Origin of the sequence: Paenibacillus sp. A3, from assembly GCF_001399685.1 — a bacterium.
Taxonomy (GTDB): Bacteria; Bacillota; Bacilli; order Paenibacillales; family NBRC-103111; genus Paenibacillus_G.
In genome coordinates this window covers 1-23,983 of record NZ_JTHN01000207.1, presented here as the reverse complement: position 1 = coordinate 23,983, position 23,983 = coordinate 1, and the positions used below count along the sequence as shown (strand labels likewise).

Here is a 23,983-nt window from a genome sequence, read left to right as displayed (position 1 = left end):
GCCTCCGCGGAGGCTTGAAGACCGAGCGCTTCCGCCATCATTTTCGCGAATTGCCCGCGCGTTACCTCCGTTTCCGGACGGAACATCCGGTCTTCAAACCCTTGGATGACGTTCATCCCAATCAAGCGGTCGGCATACGTCGCCGCCCAATGTCCGGCCAAATCCGGGAAAGCGACCGGCTGATAATCGAATACGCCGAACTTCGTAAAATGGTTGACGTTCACGGTGACGGTTCCGTCCGCACGGTTGGTCCCGCCGATATAAATCCAGCGCTTTTGCTGCTCGTGATAATAATACACTGCTGCCTGATGCCCTTGAAGTAATTGACCGGCGTTATAATGGAACGTCAGAGCGATCGGTTGGTTAAAAGTATGACCGGCCGTGCTTGTAAACTCGATCGCCGGACTCACCGCCCGCAGATTCCCGGCGGAAGGAGTCTCCTTCGCGGACAGGATGCTGGCCCGAATGGTGCCGTTCGATGGCAAGGCGCCTGCCGGAACTTCGATAGTCACTACGTCCTTGATGCTGCCTTTGGACGGTTGCTTCGCGTTGACCTCAAGCTCCAAAGAGACAGGACGGTCCGGTTTATTGTCGGCCGACGGTTGGGTTGTCGCGCTGCCCGAATTGCCGCCCGCCGAGCTCGAACCGCCGCCGGAGCCGGAGCTGCCGGAGTCATCGCTTGAATCGCTGCTGTCCGCCGCTTTCGCAACGACGACCGTACGCCGTACCTCGGCGGCACGATTCCCCGCCAAATCCCGGGCATTGTAATGCACTGTGTAGGTTCCTGCCGTATGCGTATCGACGGCTCCGGTGATGACCACATCACCGTCCACCCCGAAGTTATCCGCAGCGGAAGCGCCCTGCTCGACGTAGGCCGCACCGACTTTCAGATTTACGGCTGGGTCTCCCTTGAGCGTAATGACTGGAGGCGTACGGTCGATTTTTACGGTCAACGGAAGCAACGCTTTGTTTCCAAAAGCATCGATGGCCCGGAATAGCCGCGAATGCACGCCTTCTTTAGAAATTTCGACGTTGCTGTTACTCACATAGGGCTGAAAATTCTTCCCGTTGTCGGTAGATTGCGCCAGCTCCAGGTCGGGGCCGGCCCCATACACACTTCCGTATACGCTGGCATAGACGCTGCCCGTAACGCTTTGATTCGTCCAGGCGCCGCTGAAATAAGGCTGTCCGTCCGCTGTCTTCCACGTCCCGTGAAGCTCCAGGGAAGTTCCTTTCAAATTCACCGCAAAAGCTTGGCTCGCTGCGGCATTTCCGCGCTGAATCGTAGCAGTCAACGTGAGAGCCGTGTCCTGCAAGGGACGCGATACGATTTTGCCGTCATCGGTCATCTGCTTAGGATTGGAGCTTGTCCACGAGATGGTTGCCCCATGCTTGCCTATCGTCGGCAATTGAAGATCGGCAGCGACTTGGCTTATATCGCCCAAGGACAACGATTGCTTCGTATCGTCGACAGCCTGCTGATCGCTGTAGGGCGCCACGTTTACGAAGATCGGGTTGGAATAAAACCACAGGTCCCGGTAATTCCGCTTGTTAATTTCGCTGAAACGGGTTTTGTCATCGGCGATATCCGTTTTCGGATCGACCAGCGGCTCCCCGTTGCTTGTTTCTCCCTCGACGTTGAGCCCCAGATTCGTTCCTCTGAGCCTGAAGTACTGATTCTTGCTTGCCGTACCCAGATTGTAGCTGATGACATGATACCCTTCGGCATCCGTCGTCCAGTCTGCGCTCGTGAAGCGCTGCAGCACCTTGGTCGAATCGTTGGTGTCTTTGTTATATTCGGGGGTGCCCGGTTGGGCCAAGCCCGTCACGTCGCCGGAAATCAGATCGACATGATCGACTTCAACGGGATCGCCGTTATTGTTTGTTTTCGGAGTTTTGAACCGAATCGTAAGCTGGAGGTTATCCCCCTCCTTCACCTGAAGCTCTCCGCCCATCTCTTCCTTGCGACCGTCACCGGCAACCGTAAAATCAAGCGCGTCAATCAGGTCGCCGTATACGGAGAACGATTTTCCCGACCTCATGCCGGCCACAACCGCCTTCATATCGGAACCGTTCACCCACGTGTAGTTCTTGGAGTATTCTCCTGGCCAATACCCACTGGAAGCCAACTCATCTCTGCTGATTTTGAAATGAAAGTCCGAATTGGAAAAGTTCCAGAATTTTCTTCCTTCCCCTAGCAGAGAATCCCATACGCCTCCAAGCTTGGCGACCATGTAATCCGTTCCGCCGTAGGACCGGTTGACCGGGGTGGTCAGGTTGAGGCCGCCCCGGTCGGACTCCATCTGGTTGCCGACCATGCCTTCGAATCCGAAGACGATATTCGGTGCGGCGCTGTTAAAATCCCGGATATCGGCAATCGTATAAACGCCTTTTCTCGAAGGATGATTCAAGATCGCGTAGCTGGACTCGGGATATTTTTCACGAAGCCACCGCAGAGCGGTCAGCGCGTCGTCGCGAGTCGTATATGCCCGTTTGTTCTGCGCCTTCCAGGCGGCAACGTCCGCCGGATCGAACAGGCTTTCGTCCCGGTCGGTGAATAAATATTCGAACTGGCTTACGGCTTTCAGCGACTCGGGCGACCCCGGATTGTCGGTTACGATGCCGATGCCCACGTGCTCATATTTCGGCATGTCCCATTCGAAGCCCGAAAAAACAATTTTATCTTTGTACTTGCCCGACTCCTGCAGTTGTTTGATTTTAGGGGCCTGATACTGGGCAAGACCCTTGGAGAAAGGAACCGGTCCTCCGGGAATGTCGTTGCCGTTATCATCCCGGTTAGACATTCTCAAATGATCGGCAAGGGCCAGCCAATCGAAACCATGTTGATTGAATGCGGAGTCCAGCACGTGTTCCAGAGATTCCTGCGCATCGTTGGACTGAAAGGTGTGCGCGTGGTATTCGCCCGTCATCCATTTTCCGGCAGACGGACTTGCTTGACCTCCTGCATCGGCCGGCGATCCATATACGGTTGCGTTAGGCAGGCCTTGACCAAGGATACAAATGGACAAGGGAATAAGAGATAAGGCACGTTTCCATTTTTGGGATATCATGATGACTGCTCCTCTAATCAATGTTGTGTCGCACAAGCTGAGGTTCGAACATTCATCAGTCTAATCCCGTCAAACGCCCGTTGTCCACGAATTACCAAAAACAATATAAAACCTTAACAATAGAACGCTTACAATCGGGAGAAAGTTACTTTAGGAGCGAAACGGCTATTGTCGCGGACGTATTCGACACCTATGAGGGGAGTAAAAAAGAGGCGGATAGAGGAATTTCCGTACTCGGAGTGGCGGCGGAATCCCATCCCGCGAATCCCGCCACTCCAATTTTTTTAGACGCCGTTTTATAAACGTACACTCACGCCAAAGTCTTCAATCAACCGGTCGGACGGAAGAAAGAACGCTGCGTCTTGCCTCAATTTCCGCTCGAACCGTATACTTCGAATTCGTAGAGCGAATACCCGTAGGACGTGCCTCTTGCCGTGCCGTACATCCGGACATAACGGGCATCCTGCGCGGCGAACGTGATCTCTTCGACTCCGCCTTTCCCGTTTGTTTTCGTGTACACGTCCGTCCAATTCGCCGGCGAGCCGCTATCGTTCGATACTTGAATTTTGTAGTTTTTGCCGTAGGCGGCTTCCCAGTTCAGCTTTACTTTATGGATGCTGTACGTCTTCCCGAGATCGACATAAATCCATTCCGGGTCGCTTCCTTCCTTGCTCGCCCAGCGGGTGGAGGCATTGCCGTCGAACGCTTTGGACGCTTCGTAGCCGCTTCCTTCCAGCGAGCTGGCCTTGGCCGCTTTCCCCTTCGCTATATTGGTGTCCGTAGAAGGACCGTCGGTCGTCGTGGCGCTGGCTGTATTGCTGTTCGCCGACGCATTGCCTGCCGCGTCATAAGCCTTGACCGTGTAGCTGTACGTCGTAGACGGATTCAAGCCCGTATCGCTATACGAAGTGCCTGTCGCCGTGCCGACCTCCGTGCCGCCGCGGTAAATTTTGTACTCTTTGACCCCGACGTTATCGGTGGAAGCCGTCCAGTTCAAATTCACTTGGCTGCTCGATACGGCCGTTGCGGTCAAGTTCGCCGGAGCTGTAGGCGCCTGTGTATCCGGCGTGCCGCTGCCAGCCGTCGGAATCCACCAGTTGCCGGAGATGAAAAGCATCGATAACAGATTAAAGGAATCGCTATAATAGCCTTCTTTCTTGTTCTTCATCCAATCCCAGCCCGCATTGATCCATGCTTGATGGCTGCTGTTCGTCGTGGACGCGGCGATGAAAGGCGAGACGAACACGGCCGTCGCATAGCTTGCCTTTTCGTTTACGGTGCCGTCAAGCTTGTAGCCGTCTTTGATATTGTTCGGGTTGCCGCCGGTCTTTCCTTTGATCCATGTCGCCATTTTGTCGGCGATCGCTTTGCCTCGCGCATCCCCGTAGAACGCGTAGTCCATCACAATGCGCAGCGGAACGCGGCTAGCGTTGTAATTGTATTGGTCAGGGAATTCTTCCCCTTCCATGTGATCGCGCGGAGCCGGCTTCGGCGGATTGTCGATGACGAAGTCGGAGATCAGACCGGTGACCGGCGTGTATTTGCTGCTGAACTGGCCGTAGACGTTGTACAGATTGTTGATGACGTCAAGCCAGGTTTGGTCACCCGTCACTTCGTAGAATGCCCGCAAATGGCTGAGCATCCAATCCGACGGACGCGTCTCCCAGGTGCTTTTGGAATCCCAATCTCCCTGATTCAGCCGGTTGCCGGTCGTCACGTTGCTGGCCTTGATGCCGTTCGTAATCATTTTTTTCGCTTCCGCCAAGTAGTTGATCGAACCGCCGGACCCCCATTGACGATCGGCCAAAATGAGCGCATAGGCGATATCAAGGTCTCCGTCGGTGGCCGAGGAGAAATGCCCTTGAGCTCTCTTGTCGTCCGCGACGATCCAGCCCATCAGATTCGAATTTTCGGAGCTTTTATAAGCTCTTGCCGTTTTGAACAGCCCGTCAAAAATCGTTCTCGCATCCGGGTCATGACCGGCCATCAGCGCCGTAATCACCATGCCGTAGCCTTGTCCCTCCGAAGAGCCCAGCGCCTTGAAGCCGCCCTGGTTGCCCGCAACGTTCCCTTTGACGTAATAGCCGCCCGGCAAGGAAGTCAAGTTGTTCTTCAGATGCGCCCCCTTCCAGTAGTCGTAGTAAGCAGCGACGGACGCATTCATGGAAGCTTGCGAAACATGATTCGGCTTGAGGATGCCGGGGTAGCTCAGCTGCTGTGGGAACGGTTTCATTTCGCCGGCGGCATGCGCCTTCGGCTGAAACGAACCGGGCGCCAGGAGCAGCGCAGCGGAAAGCAGAACCAAAGAAGCCGCCTTCACCTTGTTGCGGATCGATTGAACCTTGGTTGCGTACATTGTTATTTCCTCCTTTGTTCGGGTAGGATTCGATGCTGCGGTAAACCGTTTCCTCCTTTCTCCTTAGTAGGATCGTTCAGCCATGTTCCAGCGGAGAAGCATGAGCAAAAAGAACCTGAAACAAGCTTACAGGTTCTGCGCCTGTCCACGGAATGAACACACTTCACCATATGGCATTTTATATATCTATTTACAATCTATAACACGCACCCGCAAAAGTCTTTTGTTTTTTTTAGATCCGCTTATGTTTTTTTATGTTTTTTCCAAATTAGGGTTACCTTTCATGGCTCGGGCTGGTCTTGATGCTCAATGACTTTCGATCCGCTCGCTCCGAACTCGGCCACGATCGTTTTGGCGTGTACGCGTACCTCGGCCTGACTGAACTTTTGGTCCCACTGGGATTTGACTTTATCCCATGTTTTCGGCTCATGAATACGCAGTTCTTTTCCGAAACCGATCACGTCGGCTTTGTACTTCTTCTGAATTTTCTCAAGCGTTTGGCGGATGTTCCGTTCCAATTGCTTCGCCACATACTGCCCCTGTCGCTTCAGGAAACGGTCGTCGAAGCTTTTCTCGTTAATCACCCAGCTTTCGCTTAACCGGCCCCGGGATTCGATCCGAACGTCGAACGAGAGGTTGTCCCCTTCCACGCGCGGCACAATTTCACTATTATACGATAAAATTTCATACAGATTTTTTTGCCCGGTTTCCTCGTCGGTAAATTTCACGACGCCTCCCCGTACTTTTCCGGTGATCAGCGTAACGCTGCTCAGCTCGTCTTCGTCGAGAAAGCCGACCAGCTTGCCGCTCTGTCCGTGAATGATTCCCGCTCCGGCAAATTTAATCTCCCCTCCCCCTTTGATGATTGCTTGCAATAAAAAGCTCGACTTGCTTTGCAGGTAGGTCAGCAGCTTTGCCAAAGTTACCGAAGGAAGGATGCGGGTCGATTTATATTGATTGTCGACCATCTTCAGGATGCGAAATGCCGGGATTTCCTTCGCCCCTTTCAGCTCGAACGTATCCCTCGCCAATCCGCGGGCCACGAACACCAGCGCGCTCGGTCTGAATTCCGACTCACGGTACATCAGGTCCATAAAATTCCAGAATGGTGTCGTACGAAGCAGCTCGTCGCCGATCACCAGCGTCTTGAAATGCTGGGCAAATATCGGCCGCTCCGTCCGGAGCGAGATTTCCCGGGTCGATTCCAATAACAAATCGCCGGTTTCCGTAAAATTTTCGTATCTCTTTTGCTCGGATGAACCGCCACCCCCGCGGCTTTGCCCGCCGCCGGAGCTGGAAGTGAAAATCTGATACGTAATCGAGATCAAATCGTCTTTTTTGCGCGCCGCCCCATTTTTGTTCAGAGCCGTCTCCACCTTCGTTTCTTGAGCCTTATCCAGCGCAATTCCGGCCACGAGGCTAAGGTCGTCAATCTCCCGCTGACTCCAGCAGCCCGTCAGAAGCGGTATCACCTGCAGCAAAGCCAGAAGCCCAAGCGTCAAATTTCGGCGTTTCAAGACCTGGCCCCTTTCCTGCCCGGGAGAATGTACAGAACCGCGGGCATTAGGATAAACAGAACCAGCGACGACAAGCCTAATATATCTCCCAGCTTAAACAATTCGTTCGTATCTGCAGGCGCGAAAGAGAAAACATAGATTATCGCCAGCAGGACGAAGATCACCGTCCGACGATTCACCTTCCAGCTTTGGGCGATGCCAAGCGCTCCGAGATAATAAGACAACGTAAAGGTAGCGAAAATCTGCATGAGCCAGATGACGAGCAGCAGCGTCTCGAAGCGCTCGAAGAAGATTCCCCTGAACTCAAAGCTCCGGAAAAGCGAAATGGTCGGCCAGGTCCGGGTAATCACGCCGTCCACCGATAACGTTCCGATGACAATGACGCAGGTGACGACGTAGAAGAACGTCGGGACGAGCACCCCGATCAGCACCGCTTTGAGCGCCTTTTCCGGATGCTTCATGAATGCAGGAACGACGAGCATGATCTCGACGGACGTGTAGGCCAGTATCGTCGTTTTCAGCCCGCGGAGCACCGGCATGAGGCCGTGACCCAGTACGGGCCGCATGTTGTCGGGCTCGAATACGCTAAGCCCCATAAAGGCAATCAGGATCAGAATAACGGTCGTGATCGGAAAGATCACTTCGAAGAGCCGGGCGACGGGGTTGATTCCACCCAGCATCAAATAAACCCCCACCCACATAAATGCGAACGTAATCGCCCAATAAGGCGTGCCCTCCAGCAGGAACAGCCGGGTCACCTCAAGCACCGCCCGAACTTGAAAGGAGGCCATAACAATGAAATATAAAGCCGTAAAAAAACTGAGCGCGGTCCCAAGCCACTTGCCGACGAGCAGCCGGTTATATTGATAGTAGGTTTGGCCCGGAAAGCGCTGGGACAATTTTGCAATCAAAATCCCGACCGCTACCGTGACCAGTCCGCTTAAGATGAGCGAAATCCAGACATCAGGCGTCTGCGCCTCCTCTACCGAGGTACGGGGCAGCGTCAGAATGCTCACGCCCAGCATATAATTGGAAATCAGCACAGCTGCTTGCATGGTTGTGATGCGGTCTTCGGGCGGCAAATAACCCATGGCAAGCCCCCCTTCCTATATGTTGGCGCTTCATTCGCCTCCGAAACGGCGCTTTGAACACGGTTCCACATTCTGCTCCGGAGTCCATATTATGGTGGACATTCCGTTCCAATGTTATGCAAGAACGGCAGGCCGGACCTCGCGGTTCCCAGCTTTCGATAAAATGTAACAAAACGCGGGAAAACCCCGTTGTTTTTGAAGAACAGGATGTCTATCCTTAAATGGACGATAGTTGCAGAATGTCAGGAAACGGAGGAATAACATGAACAAAACACGCAGTTTTACCGCATGGATCACGGTTTTTTCCATTATCCTTATCGGAGTGATCGCCGCTTTGTTTTTTATGCCGAAATATGAAGGGACGGTCGGCTTCGACGTGACGCTGCTCCCTCTGCTGAACGCCGTCTTTAACTGCTTTACCTTTGCGTTCTTGCTGCTTTCGCTTTATTTCGTTAAGAAGAAAAACATCGCGGCGCACCGGAACTTTGTGCTTCTCGCTTTTGTGACCACGGCTCTCTTCCTCGTTTCGTACGTCATTTACCATTTTCTGACCGAGCCGACGAAATTCGGAGGAAGCCTGTGGCTGAAATACGTTTACTTGTTTGTCCTGATCACCCACGTGCTGCTGGCGATCGTGAACGTCCCGATGGCCTTAATCACCGTCACCCGGGGCTTCAGTATGAAGATCGAGTCGCACCGGAAAATCGCCCGTTGGACGATGCCTATCTGGTTATATGTAAGCTCCACCGGAGTTCTTGTGTATCTGTTAATTTCGCCTTACTATTAACGAAAAAAAAGACAGCACGCCCGAATTGTAACTTCGAGCTGCTGTCTTTTTCCGTTCTCTCAGGAGTATAATCCGCCCTCCAGCCGGGAGCTGGGTCTACAGGCTCCTAGCGGCACTTGGATGAGACTGGCGACGCCCTCCCCTTCCATCTTGTATATTTTGTCGCAATCGGCCGAGTTAAAACTGAGGAGCGGATGCCCGTTAAGCCCAAGAGCGACCCCCGCGATCAGCAGTCGCTGAACAAGCATTCCCGCTTCCATCTGCTGAATGCGGTACCCCCGGAAACCGAGCGCACCCGCATAGTGATTCCTGTCCGCGGCCACATGCAAGCAAAGCGGGATCTGAAACAGATTCACATTGCCCATAATTATTCCCTGCTGCAGCAGCATCCTGTAGTCTCCCGGACGTATCAGCCGCAGCTCGTGAGCCAAGGCATCGTAGCAGTAAGCGCCGTCGGGAATGCCTTCAATGCCGTACAAACAGCCGTAAATGGACACCCGCTTCCTGGGCTCCTGACCGGCCGTATCCAAATCGTTCGTGTAAGGGAACGAGGCCGTTGCCTCGTACAGTAAAGCGGCAGCCCGATAAGCATCAACCGTTTGAAAAACAAAATCCAAGTGCGGCGAATACCGTTTGCGGACGACCGAAGCCAGATCAAATGATAGTCTCGACGTCCGGGGCAGCGCGACCGTCCCCACTCCGTCGGTCATCGTTCCTTCGATATTCGCGGCATCAAGCGGACCGAACGATTCCGTTGTTTCCATCAACGAAGCTTCGTTCATTCGAAGCAGCATCGGGTACTCCGTGGTGCGAAGCGAGCGGACGTAATGCTCGTGCCGGATCGCAGGCAGCGCTGCGCACAGTTGGCGTGAAGTCAAGACTCCCGCTTCGGCTCCGCTGCCATAGAACCAGCCGCCGGAAGGCTGCAGCGATAAGGGGATGACCGCATACACGCTCTCTTCCTGCTCGTGAAGGCCAAGCAAATGGTTAACGGCCCGGTCGAGGAAACGAAAGTACACTCCCGTATGGTATCCGAAGCGTTTGGCTGTTTCCAGCAGCTGTCCGATGAGCGCGCCGGCGTCAAGTCCTTGCAGACGATAGCCGAAGTTATTGTATTTATAGAAGTTTTTCCAAAATACGGTAGACACGAACACAGCGCCGAAGCAAGCCGATAGGTCGCAGCGGTCCCCCAGCCCCCGGCCCAGATAAGCATCAAAATCGCCAAGGCGCAGCAGCACGAGACGATGATGCGCCGTATCGTAATGATAGATCCCGACAGGCAAATCGTCCGTTTTCAAGTATACATACAATTCGCTCGGATACAGAGAGCCGCCGGAAGGTGCGAACCGCCGGAACGAGTGGAATATGTTTGTCTCTCCCTCCAGCCCGCCGTAATCCATGGAAAAGACGGCCTGACACAGCTGTGCAAGCCCATAAGCATACCAGAGAAAATGACCGATATCGCGAATTTCCGGCTTATCCGGCACGGGTCTTCCTTCTAGGGTCAGCGGCACTTCCGCAGAGAGCGCAAAGGTCGGTAAGCCGCGGTACAGCTTATAAGCAAGCGGAGCATTGTTCCAATCGGGTTCGAAGTCCGGCGGCCTGGAATGATCGGGATCGTAGTGCAGCTTATGCAAAAAAGACTTAAGGCTCACGGTACCCTCCCCTCTCGTCGTCTCTTACGGAAACGGATGGGGATGCGAATTGAGCTGTTCGACCGTGAGCGGCTGCTTCGTATAGCCGAGCAGCGCCGGAACCTTCAGTACCCGCTCCAGCCCTGTAACGCGCGTCAAATGATGACCGAACGTCATCGGCAGCATCCCCGGAATCAGCACTTTGACGCAGGCTAACCCATTACGTTTCAGCTCGGACGAGGTCTGATCGACTACGATCACATCCAGATTCAGGGAGCGGAATTTCTCCAGAATCATCTTCAAGTCGTCGGTAAGATCCGCATGCAGAACTTGCGGCGGGAACGCCTCCCGAAACGTCAGCGGAGGTCCGGGCTTCTTCCACAAGAAATCCAAACGCTTCTCCATCTGCGGCAAGCCGTACAGCATGGAGTGATGCTCCATCTCTCTCACTTGGAAAGGATCCTCTGCCATCCGTTCGCTTTCCTGCCGGTTGGCTTCAAATCGGTCATCCATCGAGAGCGTCATGGCGGCCAGTTCAAAGATCGCGCTTTTCAGCGCCCGGATCGGGTCGAGATGGGCTCCCGCCGCACAGATGAGGTTCATCCCTCTCGGTTTAAGGTTTTTAGCGTAGGTCCAGATGCACGGAATGCCATGCTCCATCGTCGCGTCGAATACGTGCAGCTCATAACCGGCCACCGCCCTCATCCGGTCGATCATCATACTCAGTTCGCGGTCGCCGGCGGAATAAGGGTCGACACGGGAAAGCGGAAGCTGCGCATACCAGGTCAACAGGAACGAGTCGCGCTCCAGCACCTCCATAATGCCGTGGAAAATCGCCTCCTCCATGCTGCCGCCCAAAGCGCATCCGTTGGACGTTTCATAGACAACGCCGTTTCCGCAGCCGAGGCTGTAATAAGCGAGCAGTTCCGGTACCAGAATGGGACGATTGTGTATGACGGAGCGGCCCCAGACCCAGTCGATCTCGCTGTCGGGATCAAAACGCCGGAAAGGGAAATCAGGCCGCGCATACTGCTCTTCCGCGTGGACTCCTACCTCGAGCGGATTTAACGCATGATCGGCGATCTCGCGGTAGCTTTTGCGAATCTTCGTCCATTTGCCCCGCGGGACTACGCCGCAATGACGTTCCAAGCCTTCCAGTATTGCCGTCAGCTCGCTGTCCGCATAGGAGAGCGTCCGCCCCGAGCTTGGTTCGTCGCCGGCGAAAAACGGAAGATTTACGTTAATATCGGCGAACGGCGACAGACCGTCTTTCATTTTGCCATTCATGAGCCCGGTCCGGAAATCCAAATAATCGCGGGCAAGCACCTGCTTCAGTTCATCGATCGAACGGCAGCGGAAGCTGTTCGGATGGACCTTCGGACTTGACTCGAGCGAGAAATTGGCCAGTTCCTCCGAATCCTCCGGCAAATCGCCGCATATCGGGCACATCGGATCGTGTAAAAAAAGGTGGCGCGAAGTCTTCAAGGTTTTCAGATCCACCAGCAGGATTCGTTCCTCCAATTGAGGCTGTCCGCCGAGAAGCACGCGCCGGGCTTCCGCGGCCAGGAGCGTCGCCGCCTGTGTCAGTCCCGTGCGGGAAGCCCAGGCGTCCTGCGGGATTCCGCCGCGGTCGGCAAGCTGCTGCTGCAGCACACGCAGCTCCTTGCGGTCGCGGGTGGCCATAAGCCGCCGCATATCCGCGCATCTGGAGCAGCCTTGAACGCCTGGACGAACCAACGGTCCGATTAACGCCTCCCCAAAAGATACGAAGCCCCGCAGCCAAGGCACCTTGGCAGACTGAAGAACCTCCTCCGCCCTGTCCTGCACGGCAGGAAGCCAGCCATCCTGCGCAAGGATAACCAGATCGGCCGAACGGAATTCCTCCTCCTCCAGCTCGACCGTACGGATCACCCAAAAGGCAGAATTCAGTTCGGCGCATACCAAATCCGCCAGCACCCCTTTGCCGATGACGGCTACAACACTGCTCATGGCGAAACCTCCTCTCCCAGCGCAACGCCTAGGACGTGAACGGGCCCTTTATTCAAGAAGGGATCGAGCCTGTAATCAAATACATGCAGCCGTCTGCCGTGCTGCTTCAGCTGTTGTATGACAGACGCCAGTTCGCCGGCTTGCGGCGTTTCTTCGCTGGTCGGGATAGCCAAGCTGCGCGGCCTTACCTTTTTCGGCCCCCGGCTTGGAACCGAAGCAATCCGGACTTGAAGCCGTGGCGCTTGACTTTGAACCTCCGACAGCGCCCGGAGCAGAACCCTTCGAAGCGCAAGGGTGATATTCAAATCGACGCCCGTGTACCATCTTCCGCCGATTTCCGCGCGCACCACCGGGAAGCCGAACAGCTCTTCCTCCAGAACAAGGGCCGGCTCCCCCTGCAGCGTAGACAAGGATTTCAAATAGTAACGGACCCGATCGTCATCCACCATACTTAACTGCACCGGAATGACAAGCGGCTTACGAGCGGTCTGCCGAATGTCCAGCTCTTCCGCCAGACACTTTCGCAAGCCCCGGCATACGGCTTCCGCCAGCGTCTCTCCCGCCCCGATGCCGACATATCCGGATACACGCAGACCTGTTGCCTCCGTTTCCAACGGAAAAAAGGCCTGCCCCGTACGCTCGGCTAACCGGGACGTATAAGCTTCCAATCCGGCAAGCGCCGACTCCCGTCTTGCTTCCTCATGCGTCAATCCTGTACAGACTATGGAAGGAAGCAGTTCAACCGGCCCGTCCGAGAGCGGATCTGCCACCTGAACCCGGCATTGCGCAAGCGGCAGCTGCTTTAAGTCGCCTTCGTCCCACTCATAAAAAATGCCCGTATCCGGCGAGGTTATCTGTTCGCAATAGTCCAGCAGCGGGCTGTGCCTTCCGCTCTGCGGCGCCGGACCCGGATCCCGCATCAGCCGCAGTTCAATGTCCGGAATGCATTCAATCCGGTTGCAGCCGATCACCATCGGGTGAGCCACGAACGAATACCAGTCCCCTTCCAGCGTCTCCAGGTTCAGCAAATATACCGCCTGATTTCGCACAGGATCGGCAGCCCCCGTCACCGTTTTGAACAGCTCGAACACGATCACATTCGACAGCAAAGCCCCGGCATGAACAGAAAACCCATGCTGCTGCGGATCTTGGCGCAGAACGGGCTGATGAATGCGCCGCAGCGCCGACTCCCAGCCATTCCCGTCTTCCGGCCGTTCAAGAGGCCCGGCCAAACCGGCTTGCTGCAAGCAAATCGCGGGAAGAAAGAGCTTTCTCTCCCTCTTGCAGGCCGCTTGGACGATCCGAAGCTCTTCGATATCCCCCTCCTGCGATACGTACATGATCGAATCAAACGGTTTCAGGACCTGCTGCCAAGCGGAAATATCCCGTCCGGGGTAAGACACTTCCTGAATATGTATCTCCGAATCGGATTTCCGGGCATGCTCCCCCAGTTCCTTCAGCCGCTCACGGTTGGTCGGCGATGCATCGCCAATGGCTACTCCGATTCGGGGCAACCCGGATTCCAGCAAGGCCGCCACTAATGAAACCAGAAAAGTACCGGAACCAACCGCCAATACCTTCCCTTGGCGATATTGCTCAAAACGGTGCGCGCCGGAGCCACCAAAATTACTCAGAAATTCAATTTGCGAGCCGAACTTCTCAAGAATCCTTTCCGAGAGCCGGTGGGGAAGGTCTCCGCTTACATCCCGCGCGAAGCCGTTTTGGATCAATAAAGCGGCGATATCGAACACGCGGCCTTTGTGCGGCTCCGGCAAGCCGTCCGTCAATTCCATAAGCGTGTACTTCCCGTTAAATACCGGAATCAGCTTTTCGATCCATCGGTCAATCGACTCGCCCTCCAGTCTGAACGTGCCCATGTTGTTTCGAAAATAGACGGAACCGTTCGGATCGGGGATAAAAAAGGTGTCCCCGTTTATTTTCGGACGCACCGAAGCATCTAATGTGGTCATCTCACTCCTCCTTATCCGCACTTTTGGTCAATCCGGCCGGATGTTCACTGCTATCTTATGTATTGTTGTTTGTCCTTCTTGTCAATTATTTTTAAGGGGCCGTTCCAGCCCCTGCGGTTTGGATCGAAGCCGCATTTGCAGGGGCTGATACTTCCGGGTAGTCCCGTTAATTACTTAACCGCAACGTCCGCAGCGCGCGCAGCCTCCGCAACGTCCCCCGCAACCTCCGCAGCCGCAACCGCCTCCGCAACCGCAACCTCCCCCGCAGAAGCAGCTGCAGAAGCAGCGCGGGAAGCAGAAGAAGCAGCGCGGGAAGCAACCACAACCTCCACATATGCGAGAATCGGCTTCATACTGGCCTTGATGCTGTAAAGGCGTTACCTGACCCGCATTGTATGCCGCGACTTGCAATTGCTGAAGCTCATTCTGAAATTCACTCATGTTGACATTCCCTCCGTCAAAATAAAGTAGTACCGGCTCAAGCCGGAGACTGGCGAGAGATAGAAAGGAAGGGCCCGGGCAAGGATTATGCGGCCGAGTGATCGCGCTTTCTCTGCTCTCGACAGAACATACAACATTTTTATGAATTTCGCTCCGCATGTGTTACGGGGTGGCAAGCTTATTTCCCAATCATTTTTCAATAATGGTTAAAAGTAGGTTTTCATATCGGGTAACAGCGAATAACCCGGACAACTTGTGTCACCCGGGTGATTGGAATAACGAATCTATGCTTTTATCCGCGGCGCTTCGGCTGTTTGACCCGCATGGCCTTCGGACGGCGTGTCATGAAAGAAAGCGGCGCCCGCAGGACGAAGTCCTTCCAATCTCCGAGCCGGTAAGGAGCTGCCGGGCTCAAGTAAGGAATGCCGAAACTCTTCAGCTTGGCCAGATGGCTGCATACCAGCAGGAAGAACAGAATGACCCCGTACAGTCCGAAGATGGCCGCCGAAAACATCGTTCCGAAGCGGATGATCCGCAAAGCAATTCCTGCGCTGTATTGAGGGATGGCGAACGAAGAAATCGCCGTAATGGCAACGACGATGACCATAATGGGGCTGACGATGCCGGCTTGTACCGCCGCTTCCCCGATGACGAGGCCGCCGACGATGCCGATGGTCTGACCGATAGGCTTCGGCAAGCGTAAACCGGCCTCCCGCAATATTTCGATCGATACTTCCATGATCAACGCTTCGATTAACGAAGGAAAGGGTACCCCTTCCCTTGAGCTGGCGATGGATACCGCCAATTTGGTAGGAATCAGCCCTTGATGGAACGAGATGAACGAAATGTAGAGCGCGGGCCCGAGCGTGGAAATCAACGCTGCGATATAACGCAGCACGCGCACGAGCGTACCCGGGATCCAGCGCTCGTAATAATCTTCCGGGGATTGCAGCAGCATGCTGATGCTTACCGGTACTATCAGCGCCAAGGGGGAGCCGTCCAGCAGGATCGCCACCCTGCCTTCCATCAGCGCGCAGTTTACCCGATCCGGCCGTTCCGTATTTTGCACTTGGGGAAACAGCGTAAGATGGTTATCCTCGATAAACTGTTCGATATACCCGGAATCAGGAACGTCGTCCATATCGATCCGGGCGATGCGCTGGCGGACCTCCTGCACCAAAGCGTCATTGGCAATGTCGCTGTTGTAAGCGATCGCTACCGTTCTGGGAGCTTTACGCCCCACCAGCGTGTAAACGATACACAGCGTGTGACTCCCGCCAAGCTGACGCAGCAGCGCCGTATTATCCGCCAGGCTTTCATTGAAGCTAACGCGCGGCCCCCGGACCAAAGCTTCCGAGGCCGGTTCGCCGAGACTGCGTTTTTTCTCGTTGCCGGTGGCCAAAACGAAAACATTCGGACAGCCGTCGATCAAGAGACCGGCATTGCCTTTCCATAAGCCGGGCAGCAAATCTCGCAGGTTCCCGGCTTCGCCCAGCTCGCTCACGGGCAAGATCCGATTCCTAAGGTGCGGCGGCAGCTCATCCGCACAGCTTGGCATAGCGAAGTCGGACATCAGAGCAGGTAAAACATGCGTATCGATGTAGTTTTTGTCCGCAAGCTCCTTTACCAGGATCAAGGCAGCTTTCGACCGCGCCCCGCCTATTTCAAACGTTCGGATCAATATATCGTCATTGCGCCCTAATCTGTCTTGAAGCTCCGGCAAGTCCTTCTCGAACGTTCCGGTAAAGACGTACAACCGCTCTTCCGCGTCGGGCTTGCTGCTGCTGCGGATCGTCAAAACCGATTTCAGCCAAACTCCCAGTTTGTACACTCCATAGGGCACCACACTGCACAGGACGGCTTGCAAAATAACTTCCCAATTCATCATATGAGTCGAAATAAATTTCCACATGCATGTCGCCCCCCATATTATGGTGAGCCATCCGTAATTTTGTTATGCGGGATTGACGGCTGCAAAACAAAAATCCACCTATGTTCCCATAGATGGATTTCTGCCGTTTGCTTCTATATAAGCTTATACCCAGCCTCTCCACTTGATGGCCTCGGCCACCCGCTTCAGCCCTACGATGTAGGCCGCCAATCGCATGTCCACTTTTTTGTCCGTCGAGGTCCGGTACACATTGTGGAAGGAGGTCGTCAATATTTTTTCCAGTTTGTCTTGAACTTCTTCCTCCGACCAGTAGTAGCCTTGGTTGTTTTGTACCCATTCGAAATAGGAGACCACCACGCCGCCGGCGCTGGCAAGCACGTCGGGAACGAGCAGAATGCCGCAGTTCGTCAAAATTTCGGTCGCCTTGAGCGTCGTCGGTCCGTTCGCCGCTTCCACTACAATGCGGGCCTTGATGTCCGGCGCATTCTCCTCCGTAAGCTGGTTCTCGATGGCTGCCGGAACGAGAATGTCACATTCTTGGACGAGCAGCTCTTTATTTGTAATTTGTTGACTTTTAAAATAAGGCGTGACCGTGCCGAACGAATCGCGCTTGTCGAGCAGCGCCGGGATATCGAGGCCTTCCGGATCGTACAAAGCGCCGTAAGCATCGGAGATGCCCACGACCTTCGCTCCCGCTTCATGCAGGAATTGAGCAAGGAAGCTGCCTGCGTTTCCGAAGCCTTGAATGATAATGCGGGAGCCGGGAATTTCGATGCCCGCGATTTTGGCAGCCTCTTTCATGACGATCGTAACACCGAGCGCAGTTGAGGACTCTCTGCCTGCGGAGCCTCCCAGTACAAGCGGCTTGCCGGTAATAAAGCCCGGCGAATCGAATTCGCGGATGCGGCTGTATTCGTCCATCATCCAAGCCATAACTTGCGAGTTCGTGAACACGTCCGGCGCCGGAATGTCTTTGGTCGGGCCGACCAATTGGCTGATGGCGCGGACATAGCCGCGGCTTAAGCGCTCCAGCTCGCGGAAGGACATCGAGCGCGGATCGCACTGGATACCGCCTTTACCGCCTCCGTACGGCAGCCCCGTAATGCCGCATTTGATGCTCATCCACATCGACAACGCTTTGACTTCCTCTTCCGTGACGTCGGGATGGAAGCGAACGCCGCCTTTGGTCGGGCCGACCGCATCGTTATGCTGAGCGCGGTAGCCTGTAAATACTTTAATCGAGTCGTCGTCCATGCGAACCGGAATGCGCACCGTCAGCAGTCGAAGCGGCTCTTTCAACAAGTCGTATACATCGTCCTTATACCCCATTCGATCAAGAGCGGTACGTATGACTTCTTGCGTTCTTTCGAACAAATTGAGCTTCTCATGCTCTTGCGCAGGTTCATTCTTATCGTTCTGTTCGTTCTTTACGATCAAGGACACGTGGACTTCCCCCATGTTGTTATATTGGTTAAGCGTGGGCCCGGCAATCCAATATCTGGCCTTGCCTAGCCTTTACCCTCAATAAGGTATAACACAAAAAGAATTATTGTACAATATATAATTATTTATAACCTTCTATTTAGTGAATAGTTTCCTTTATTGTGCTATTTTATCACCCCATTAGGCCTTATCCTGTGGAAAGAGCAGCCCGCAGAATGCCCGCTGACCGCTGAAGCACGCCGCTTCCGGCGCCCATGAACACGCTGTCATTAGCGACGTTAAAGTGGCGATACCTGCGGTATCATAGGCATGCCCTCCTCATTTCATTTTATAATTATATGATCCATATGATATGATTCTAGTGAATTCTACATTATAGAATTCATTTATTTGGGTTAAGGAGAGAGAGAAATGAAAACAGAAAAAGAAAAAATGCTGAATGGCGAACTCTATCTGGCGGCTGACCCGGAATTGCTGCAAGAACGGGCCAATGCGCGAAGACTGACCAGATTATACAATCAAACCTTAGAAACGGAAGAAAGCACACGGACTGAACTATTAAAAGAATTGTTCGGTTCAACTGGAGATAGTATATACATAGAGCCGAATTTGCGCTGTGATTATGGTTACAACATTCATGTCGGCGAAAATTTTTATGCTAATTTCGATTGCGTCTTCCTGGATGTATGCGAAATTCGGATAGGGGATAACTGCTTCATTGCCCCAGGCGTACACATTTATACAGCTACTCATCCGTTAGATCCGAACGAAAGAAATTCGGGGGTTGAATACGGGAAACCCGTAACTATCGGCAACAATGTATGGATTGGCGGGAGAGCCGTCATCAACCCTGGAGTGACCATTGGCGATAACGTGGTTATTGCTTCCGGTGCAGTGGTAACAAAAGATGTGCCCGGTAACGTGGTTGTAGGCGGAAATCCCGCGAAAATCATTAAAGCAATATAAATTATTATTACTAAAATTATATAACTTTTAAGGGAAGCCATTTTGACTTCCCTTAATTCACTTTTTAAAGAAGGTTATACATCAACCATTTTCTATTATCATTTAACCTGTATATGTTTTTTTAGCCATTGTCTGAAATACTGCAACTGTTCCTGAGTATGGAAATAGTGTTCTCCATTCTCCATTACTTGCAAATTACAGTTAAAGCGTTTAGCAAATTCAGATACAATGTCAAACTCACATAAGTTATCTCCTGAACCATAGAGAATTGAAGTCGGATTATTCCAAGCAACAATAGGATGTTCTTTCACATAACAGTAGTAATCCCAATAGAGAGTTTGTCCAATAGGTGTAGAAATTTCTTTCTCTATTTTTAGCCTACTCTCACTTACGTTAAACCATGTCATCATATTATTTATTATACGTTCCATATTTACCACGGGAGAGAGAAACAAACACTGATTCAATGGCTCATGGCAATATTCTAATAGGCTGAAATATGCTCCCATGCTACAAGCAAAAATGCTTATATTATTTGATAACGATTTTGCATATGTCATAATTTTATTAAGGTCTTGAACACAGTTTTGAACTGTACAAAGATAAGTATCATCTTTACGTTCACCATGTTGAGGCAAATCAAAACTAAGAACTTGATAACCTACTGCTATTGCTTCTTCTGCAAATACAATAATCGAGTCATCTGCCTTATTTGACATGTTACCATGCACAACTATAAATAACTTATCTGATTTGTCCCCCCACAAAATTGCTGGAATATTTTCTATCTTTAAATTATGTCTTATCATTACATCTATCCTCCAACCGTTCTTAAGATACTGATAATTTTTGAATATCTGAAATTAACGAATTAACACTTGCCATAATATTACCTCCAAACCTGTATACATGGCATATCTTCAATAATGTATCAGTTTTCAACATCTATTTAAAACATAGCCAAATAATAAATGGAGATATCCAAAAGACACATGTCTCAGCGATATCTCCATTAGGCGTTGCAAAAATCTGTGTTTACAATAGAGCGGCTTCTTTCAAATGAATCCGGTAGCTCTTCACAAGCGTATCGCCATTGCGCATATCCTTGTCGAAGGCGCGCTCGAAGCCTAAACGCTCATACAATCGGACCGCGGACTCCATCATGTCCGACGTATGTAAATGCAGCGTAGCCGCCCCTAAAGCGAGGGAGCGCTTGGCGCTTTCTTGTATTAACAGCGTCGCAATTCCCCGGCCGCGCACGGCTGGCGAAACGGAAAGAAAGCGGATGATCGGCGACTGAATCCCAAGCTCCGGCATGCCGTAAGCGGCTTCGGAGGACAAGAACAACTGCACGCTGCCGACCACCTTCCCCGCAAGCTCGGCGACAAGCCGGGCCGCGGGACTGTCTCCGTCGACGGAGGCCCGGATCGACTCCCGGTACGGCTCCCACCGGGCAGAAGGCAGCACCGTCCGGTACTGCTCATATGCCTCCAGCATGACCTCAAGAATCGCTTCCCGGTCAAGCTCCGTCGCATCGCGAATCCGAATTTCATCCGATTTCCCCATAGCACCCCACCCGTTTTCCTTAAGCTTCATCCGATGCACCGGTTTGCAGCAAATTAATTTCCACTAAACACATCGGATATAATGCGTTTGATTTTCACTGTATCATCGGGTGGTGATTGCCGTCAAGGTGCCGGTTCATTGACATTTTCAATCGAAAAATAGAAAAGTTCGATCATTCCGACTGCCGATTTCCCCATGTCTCGTGATAGATGAGGTCCTGCAAGGAGCGGCGCTTCTCCCATTGAGCCGTCTCCAGGATCGGCTTCTCCGGGTAGTTCTCCGTATACCCGACCGACAGCAGCGCGACCGGCTCGATATGCGGCGGAATGCCCAGAATCTCGCGCACGTCGTTTTTCTTATAAAAGCTTACCCATCCCATAGCAAGCCCTTCCACACAGGCGGCCAGCCACATGTTTTGAATCGCGCAGGCGACGGACAGCATGTCGGTCTCGGGAATCGAATTCCGGCCGAGCACATGGGCGCCTCCCCGGGTAGGATCGCATGTAATGCAAATCGTCAGCGGAGCTTGCTTCAGCCCTTCCACCTTAAGGCTTAAGAATTGGTCCTGACGCTGGCCTTCGTAATGGATCGCCAGCGCCCTTCTTTCCTTGTCCGCGGCCCAGGCCAGCTTTTCTTTCAGCGGCTCAGAAATCACCAATATAAAGTTCCAAGGCTGCATGAAGCCGACGGACGGAGCGTGGTGGCCGGCGTGAATCACGTTCGTCACCGCTTCCTCCGGAATCGGGTCCGGCAGGAAGGAACGGACATCCCTTCTCGTATAGATGACCTTGTATAACGCTTCCTTTTCCTGCTCCGTAAACATACGATCCCTCCCAGGGCGATTAATTGTAAATCAAACCACCCGCTTTCTTGAACTCCTTGGACTTATCCTCCAAGCCTTTCTCGATCGCGTCGCGGTCTTCCAAACCGTGTTGTTTAGCATATTCCCGTATATCCTGCGTAATACGCATGCTGCAAAACTTGGGGCCGCACATCGAGCAAAAATGGGCCGTCTTCGCGCCTTCCGCCGGAAGCGTCTCATCGTGGTACTCCAGCGCTCTTTCGGGATCGAGCGACAAATGAAACTGATCCCGCCAGCGGAATTCGAACCGCGCCTTCGACAGCGCATCGTCCCGCTCCTGCGCACCCGGATGGCCTTTGGCCAAATCGGCCGCATGGGCCGCGATTTTGTAGGCGATGACGCCTTCCCGCACGTCGTTCTTGTTGGGAAGCCCCAAATGCTCCTTCGGGGTGACATAGCACAGCATCGCCGTCCCGAACGAGCCGATCATCGCGGCGCCGATGGCCGAAGTAATGTGATCGTAGCCGGGCGCAATGTCGGTCGTGAGCGGTCCGAGCGTATAGAACGGCGCCTCTTGGCACACCTCAAGCTGCCGGTCCACGTTCTCCTTGATCAAATGCATGGGCACGTGGCCTGGGCCTTCGATCATCACCTGTACGTCGTGCTTCCAGGCGATTTGCGTCAGCTCGCCCAGCGTATCCAGCTCCGCGAACTGCGCCTCGTCGTTCGCATCGGCGATGGAACCCGGACGCAGGCCGTCCCCAAGCGAAAAAGCGACGTCGTACGTTTTCATAATTTCGCAGATTTCTTCAAAGTGCGTGTACAAGAAATTTTCCTGATGATGCGCCAGACACCACGAAGCCATGATCGATCCGCCCCGGGATACGATCCCGGTCACGCGATTCGCGGTCAGCGGAATGTACCGCAGCAGCACCCCGGCATGGATCGTAAAATAATCGACGCCCTGCTCCGCCTGCTCGATCAGCGTATCCCGGTAAATTTCCCAGGACAATTCCTCCGCTTTCCCTCCGACCTTCTCAAGCGCCTGATACAGCGGCACCGTCCCGATCGGCACCGGAGAATTGCGGACGATCCATTCGCGCGTCGTATGAATGTGCTTGCCGGTCGATAAGTCCATGACCGTATCCGCTCCCCAGCGCGTCGCCCACCGCATCTTCTCCACTTCCTCGTCGATCGACGAAGCGACGGCGGAATTGCCGATGTTCGCATTGATCTTCACGAGGAAGTTCCGGCCGATAATCATCGGCTCGCTTTCCGGGTGGTTAATGTTCGACGGAATGATCGCCCGGCCGCGCGCCACCTCGCTACGCACGAACTCGGGAGTCACATTTTCGCGGATAGCTATATATTCCATCTCGGGAGTGATAATTCCTTTTTTGGCGTAGTGCATCTGGGTAACATTCGCTCCCGGCTTGGCCCGCAGCGGACGGCGCCCCGTCCCGGGAAACCATTCCTGCCGCCGGGCCCCCTCTTCCTCCTTGAAGCCGTTGTCTTCCGGCTTTACCGCTCTTCCGTCATATTCCTCCACGTCGCCCCGTTCGATAATCCATCCCCGCCGATTGGCCGGAAGCCCCTGCCGGATGTCGGTCCGGACATCGCCGTCCGTGTACGGACCGCTGCTGTCGTAGACGCGAACGGGCGGATTGGCCGTTTCCCCTTCCGAGTTCACCGTCGGACTCAAAGCAATTTCCCGCATCGGGACGCGAATGTCGCTGCGGGAGCCTTGAATATACACTTTACTGCTCCCGGGAAATCCCGATACGTCCGGCACGGCATGTTGTTGGTTTGGCTTGTTTTCGCTTGTCATGTTCAATTCCTCCTCGAATGAATGTGAGCAAGCGGGGAACGTAATGCATACAAAAAAGACCGCAACGGCAAAGAAGCGGTCTTTGTGCATACAAAGGCTACGTGTTTCCTCCGCTGGCATTACCCAGATCAGGTTTTACGGTCGATAACATCCGGTTATCCTCTCAGCCTGGCTTCACCAAGCTCCCGCGCATATGAAGTTGTCAGTACAAGAATAACCCGGGCTCCGCTAAAAATCAACAGCCGGCGTAAATTTTTCTAAAATGCCGGGACGACCGCCACACCGTACTTGTCTTCGATAAACTTCTTCACTTCCGGCGTCGTCAAAGCGGCGTCGAGCTTTTTCACTTCGTCCCGTGTCTCGTCTCCCTTGCGCACGACGATGACATTGGCGTAAGGCGATTTCGAATCTTCCCGGAACAAGGCCGATTTCGGATCGATTTTGGCTTCCAGCACGAGGTTCGTATTAATAATCGCGCCTTCCAGATCGGGAAGCGACCGGGGCAAGGTTGCGGAATCGGCTTCGACGAATTTCAGCTTTTTCGGATTATCCGCGATGTCTTTGGGGGTCGCTTCATACGTCGTCAGACCGTCCTTGAGCTTGATCAGCCCCTGCTGCTGCAGCAGCATCA

At 53.5% G+C, this 23,983-nt stretch carries 17 protein-coding genes, 1 pseudogene and 1 riboswitch; of the genes and pseudogenes, 2 read left to right on the top strand and 16 right to left on the bottom strand.

Translation table 11 applies throughout. The features are described from left to right. From QJ48_RS35405 to QJ48_RS28110, 5 genes and pseudogenes are all read right to left on the bottom strand, one after another. Window positions 1–3,071 (bottom strand): immunoglobulin-like domain-containing protein (locus tag QJ48_RS35405; RefSeq protein ID WP_082420713.1); only part of this gene is annotated, 3,071 nt, incomplete at its 3' end. Between the two features lie 367 nt (window positions 3,072–3,438). Further along, window positions 3,439–4,188: a discoidin domain-containing protein gene (locus tag QJ48_RS39005; protein WP_237763088.1), complete on the bottom strand. Its 750-nt coding sequence runs from the start codon at window positions 4,186–4,188 to the stop codon at window positions 3,439–3,441. Next, a pseudogene (locus QJ48_RS39000) lies at window positions 4,162–5,313 on the bottom strand (glycosyl hydrolase family 8); the annotation flags it as partial. The gene QJ48_RS39005 and the pseudogene QJ48_RS39000, both read right to left, overlap by 27 nt. 395 nt (window positions 5,314–5,708) lie before the next feature. Next, complete coding sequence (locus tag QJ48_RS28115; protein ID WP_054976693.1) at window positions 5,709–6,944, bottom strand: Ger(x)C family spore germination protein; 1,236 nt, start codon at window positions 6,942–6,944, stop codon at window positions 5,709–5,711. Continuing rightward, window positions 6,941–8,035, bottom strand: a complete 1,095-nt coding sequence (locus tag QJ48_RS28110; RefSeq protein ID WP_054976692.1) for a spore germination protein — start codon at window positions 8,033–8,035, stop codon at window positions 6,941–6,943. The genes QJ48_RS28115 and QJ48_RS28110 overlap by 4 nt, the downstream gene beginning before the upstream one ends. A gap of 262 nt (window positions 8,036–8,297) precedes the next feature. Between QJ48_RS28110 and QJ48_RS28105 the strand changes: the two genes are divergently transcribed. Next, complete coding sequence (locus QJ48_RS28105; protein ID WP_054976691.1) at window positions 8,298–8,822, top strand: DUF420 domain-containing protein; 525 nt, start codon at window positions 8,298–8,300, stop codon at window positions 8,820–8,822. Window positions 8,823–8,881: 59 nt separating this feature from the next. Here QJ48_RS28105 and QJ48_RS28100 read toward each other — a convergent pair whose 3' ends face one another. From QJ48_RS28100 to QJ48_RS28080, 6 genes are all read right to left on the bottom strand, one after another. After that, window positions 8,882–10,477 (bottom strand): SagB family peptide dehydrogenase, encoded by a 1,596-nt coding sequence (locus QJ48_RS28100; protein WP_054976690.1) that lies wholly within the window; start codon window positions 10,475–10,477, stop codon window positions 8,882–8,884. 24 nt (window positions 10,478–10,501) lie between these two features. Then, a complete protein-coding gene (locus QJ48_RS28095; protein WP_054976689.1) occupies window positions 10,502–12,445 on the bottom strand; it encodes a TOMM precursor leader peptide-binding protein in 1,944 nt (647 codons plus the stop codon). Continuing rightward, entirely contained in the window at window positions 12,442–14,415 is a 1,974-nt protein-coding gene (locus QJ48_RS28090; protein ID WP_054976688.1) for a putative thiazole-containing bacteriocin maturation protein, read from the bottom strand. Before QJ48_RS28090 ends, QJ48_RS28095 begins: the two co-directional genes overlap by 4 nt. A 170-nt stretch (window positions 14,416–14,585) precedes the next feature. Continuing rightward, window positions 14,586–14,768 (bottom strand): hypothetical protein, encoded by a 183-nt coding sequence (locus QJ48_RS36330; RefSeq protein WP_157261776.1) that lies wholly within the window; start codon window positions 14,766–14,768, stop codon window positions 14,586–14,588. Between the two features lie 380 nt (window positions 14,769–15,148). Further along, window positions 15,149–16,768: a spore germination protein gene (locus QJ48_RS28085; protein ID WP_054976687.1), complete on the bottom strand. Its 1,620-nt coding sequence runs from the start codon at window positions 16,766–16,768 to the stop codon at window positions 15,149–15,151. Window positions 16,769–16,891: 123 nt separating this feature from the next. Further along, the gene (locus QJ48_RS28080) at window positions 16,892–18,076 is read right to left on the bottom strand and encodes a Glu/Leu/Phe/Val dehydrogenase (protein ID WP_237763087.1); all 1,185 of its coding nucleotides are present in this window, start codon (window positions 18,074–18,076) and stop codon (window positions 16,892–16,894) included. Window positions 18,077–18,601: 525 nt separating this feature from the next. Between QJ48_RS28080 and maa the strand changes: the two genes are divergently transcribed. Then, window positions 18,602–19,156 carry a maltose O-acetyltransferase gene (maa, locus tag QJ48_RS28075; RefSeq protein WP_054976686.1) on the top strand — a complete coding sequence of 185 codons (555 nt, stop codon included), beginning with the start codon at window positions 18,602–18,604 and terminating at the stop codon, window positions 19,154–19,156. 98 nt (window positions 19,157–19,254) lie between these two features. Here the strand turns inward: maa and QJ48_RS28070 are convergent, their stop codons facing one another. The 5 genes from QJ48_RS28070 to QJ48_RS28050 form a co-directional block, all read right to left on the bottom strand. After that, complete coding sequence (locus tag QJ48_RS28070) at window positions 19,255–19,965, bottom strand: carboxylesterase (protein ID WP_054976685.1); 711 nt, start codon at window positions 19,963–19,965, stop codon at window positions 19,255–19,257. A gap of 226 nt (window positions 19,966–20,191) precedes the next feature. Continuing rightward, window positions 20,192–20,722 (bottom strand): GNAT family N-acetyltransferase, encoded by a 531-nt coding sequence (locus tag QJ48_RS28065; protein WP_054976684.1) that lies wholly within the window; start codon window positions 20,720–20,722, stop codon window positions 20,192–20,194. 172 nt (window positions 20,723–20,894) lie between these two features. Then, a complete protein-coding gene (bluB, locus tag QJ48_RS28060; protein WP_054976683.1) occupies window positions 20,895–21,545 on the bottom strand; it encodes a 5,6-dimethylbenzimidazole synthase in 651 nt (216 codons plus the stop codon). 19 nt (window positions 21,546–21,564) lie between these two features. Next, window positions 21,565–23,352 carry a phosphomethylpyrimidine synthase ThiC gene (gene thiC / locus QJ48_RS28055; RefSeq protein ID WP_054976682.1) on the bottom strand — a complete coding sequence of 596 codons (1,788 nt, stop codon included), beginning with the start codon at window positions 23,350–23,352 and terminating at the stop codon, window positions 21,565–21,567. Window positions 23,353–23,440: 88 nt separating this feature from the next. Further along, window positions 23,441–23,551: riboswitch (TPP riboswitch) on the bottom strand. 58 nt (window positions 23,552–23,609) lie between these two features. After that, window positions 23,610–23,983: MetQ/NlpA family ABC transporter substrate-binding protein (locus tag QJ48_RS28050; protein WP_237763086.1), on the bottom strand; the 374-nt coding region annotated here is incomplete at its 5' end.

What these genes read in the sequence shown, in the direction of transcription:
- QJ48_RS28080 (WP_237763087.1), bottom strand. Translation starts at nt 18,076, where the DNA reads ATGGGGTATAAGGACGATGTATACGACTTGTTGAAAGAGCCGCTTCGA.
- QJ48_RS28095 (WP_054976689.1), bottom strand. Translation starts at nt 12,445, where the DNA reads ATGAGCAGTGTTGTAGCCGTCATCGGCAAAGGGGTGCTGGCGGATTTG.
- QJ48_RS28110 (WP_054976692.1), bottom strand. Translation starts at nt 8,035, where the DNA reads ATGGGTTATTTGCCGCCCGAAGACCGCATCACAACCATGCAAGCAGCT.
- thiC (WP_054976682.1), bottom strand. Translation starts at nt 23,352, where the DNA reads ATGACAAGCGAAAACAAGCCAAACCAACAACATGCCGTGCCGGACGTA.
- QJ48_RS28085 (WP_054976687.1), bottom strand. Translation starts at nt 16,768, where the DNA reads ATGTGGAAATTTATTTCGACTCATATGATGAATTGGGAAGTTATTTTG.
- QJ48_RS36330 (WP_157261776.1), bottom strand. Translation starts at nt 14,768, where the DNA reads ATGAAGCCGATTCTCGCATATGTGGAGGTTGTGGTTGCTTCCCGCGCT.
- QJ48_RS28065 (WP_054976684.1), bottom strand. Translation starts at nt 20,722, where the DNA reads ATGGGGAAATCGGATGAAATTCGGATTCGCGATGCGACGGAGCTTGAC.
- QJ48_RS28070 (WP_054976685.1), bottom strand. Translation starts at nt 19,965, where the DNA reads ATGATAAGACATAATTTAAAGATAGAAAATATTCCAGCAATTTTGTGG.
- maa (WP_054976686.1), top strand. Translation starts at nt 18,602, where the DNA reads ATGAAAACAGAAAAAGAAAAAATGCTGAATGGCGAACTCTATCTGGCG.
- bluB (WP_054976683.1), bottom strand. Translation starts at nt 21,545, where the DNA reads ATGTTTACGGAGCAGGAAAAGGAAGCGTTATACAAGGTCATCTATACG.
- QJ48_RS39005 (WP_237763088.1), bottom strand. Translation starts at nt 4,188, where the DNA reads ATGCTTTTCATCTCCGGCAACTGGTGGATTCCGACGGCTGGCAGCGGC.
- QJ48_RS28090 (WP_054976688.1), bottom strand. Translation starts at nt 14,415, where the DNA reads ATGACCACATTAGATGCTTCGGTGCGTCCGAAAATAAACGGGGACACC.
- QJ48_RS28105 (WP_054976691.1), top strand. Translation starts at nt 8,298, where the DNA reads ATGAACAAAACACGCAGTTTTACCGCATGGATCACGGTTTTTTCCATT.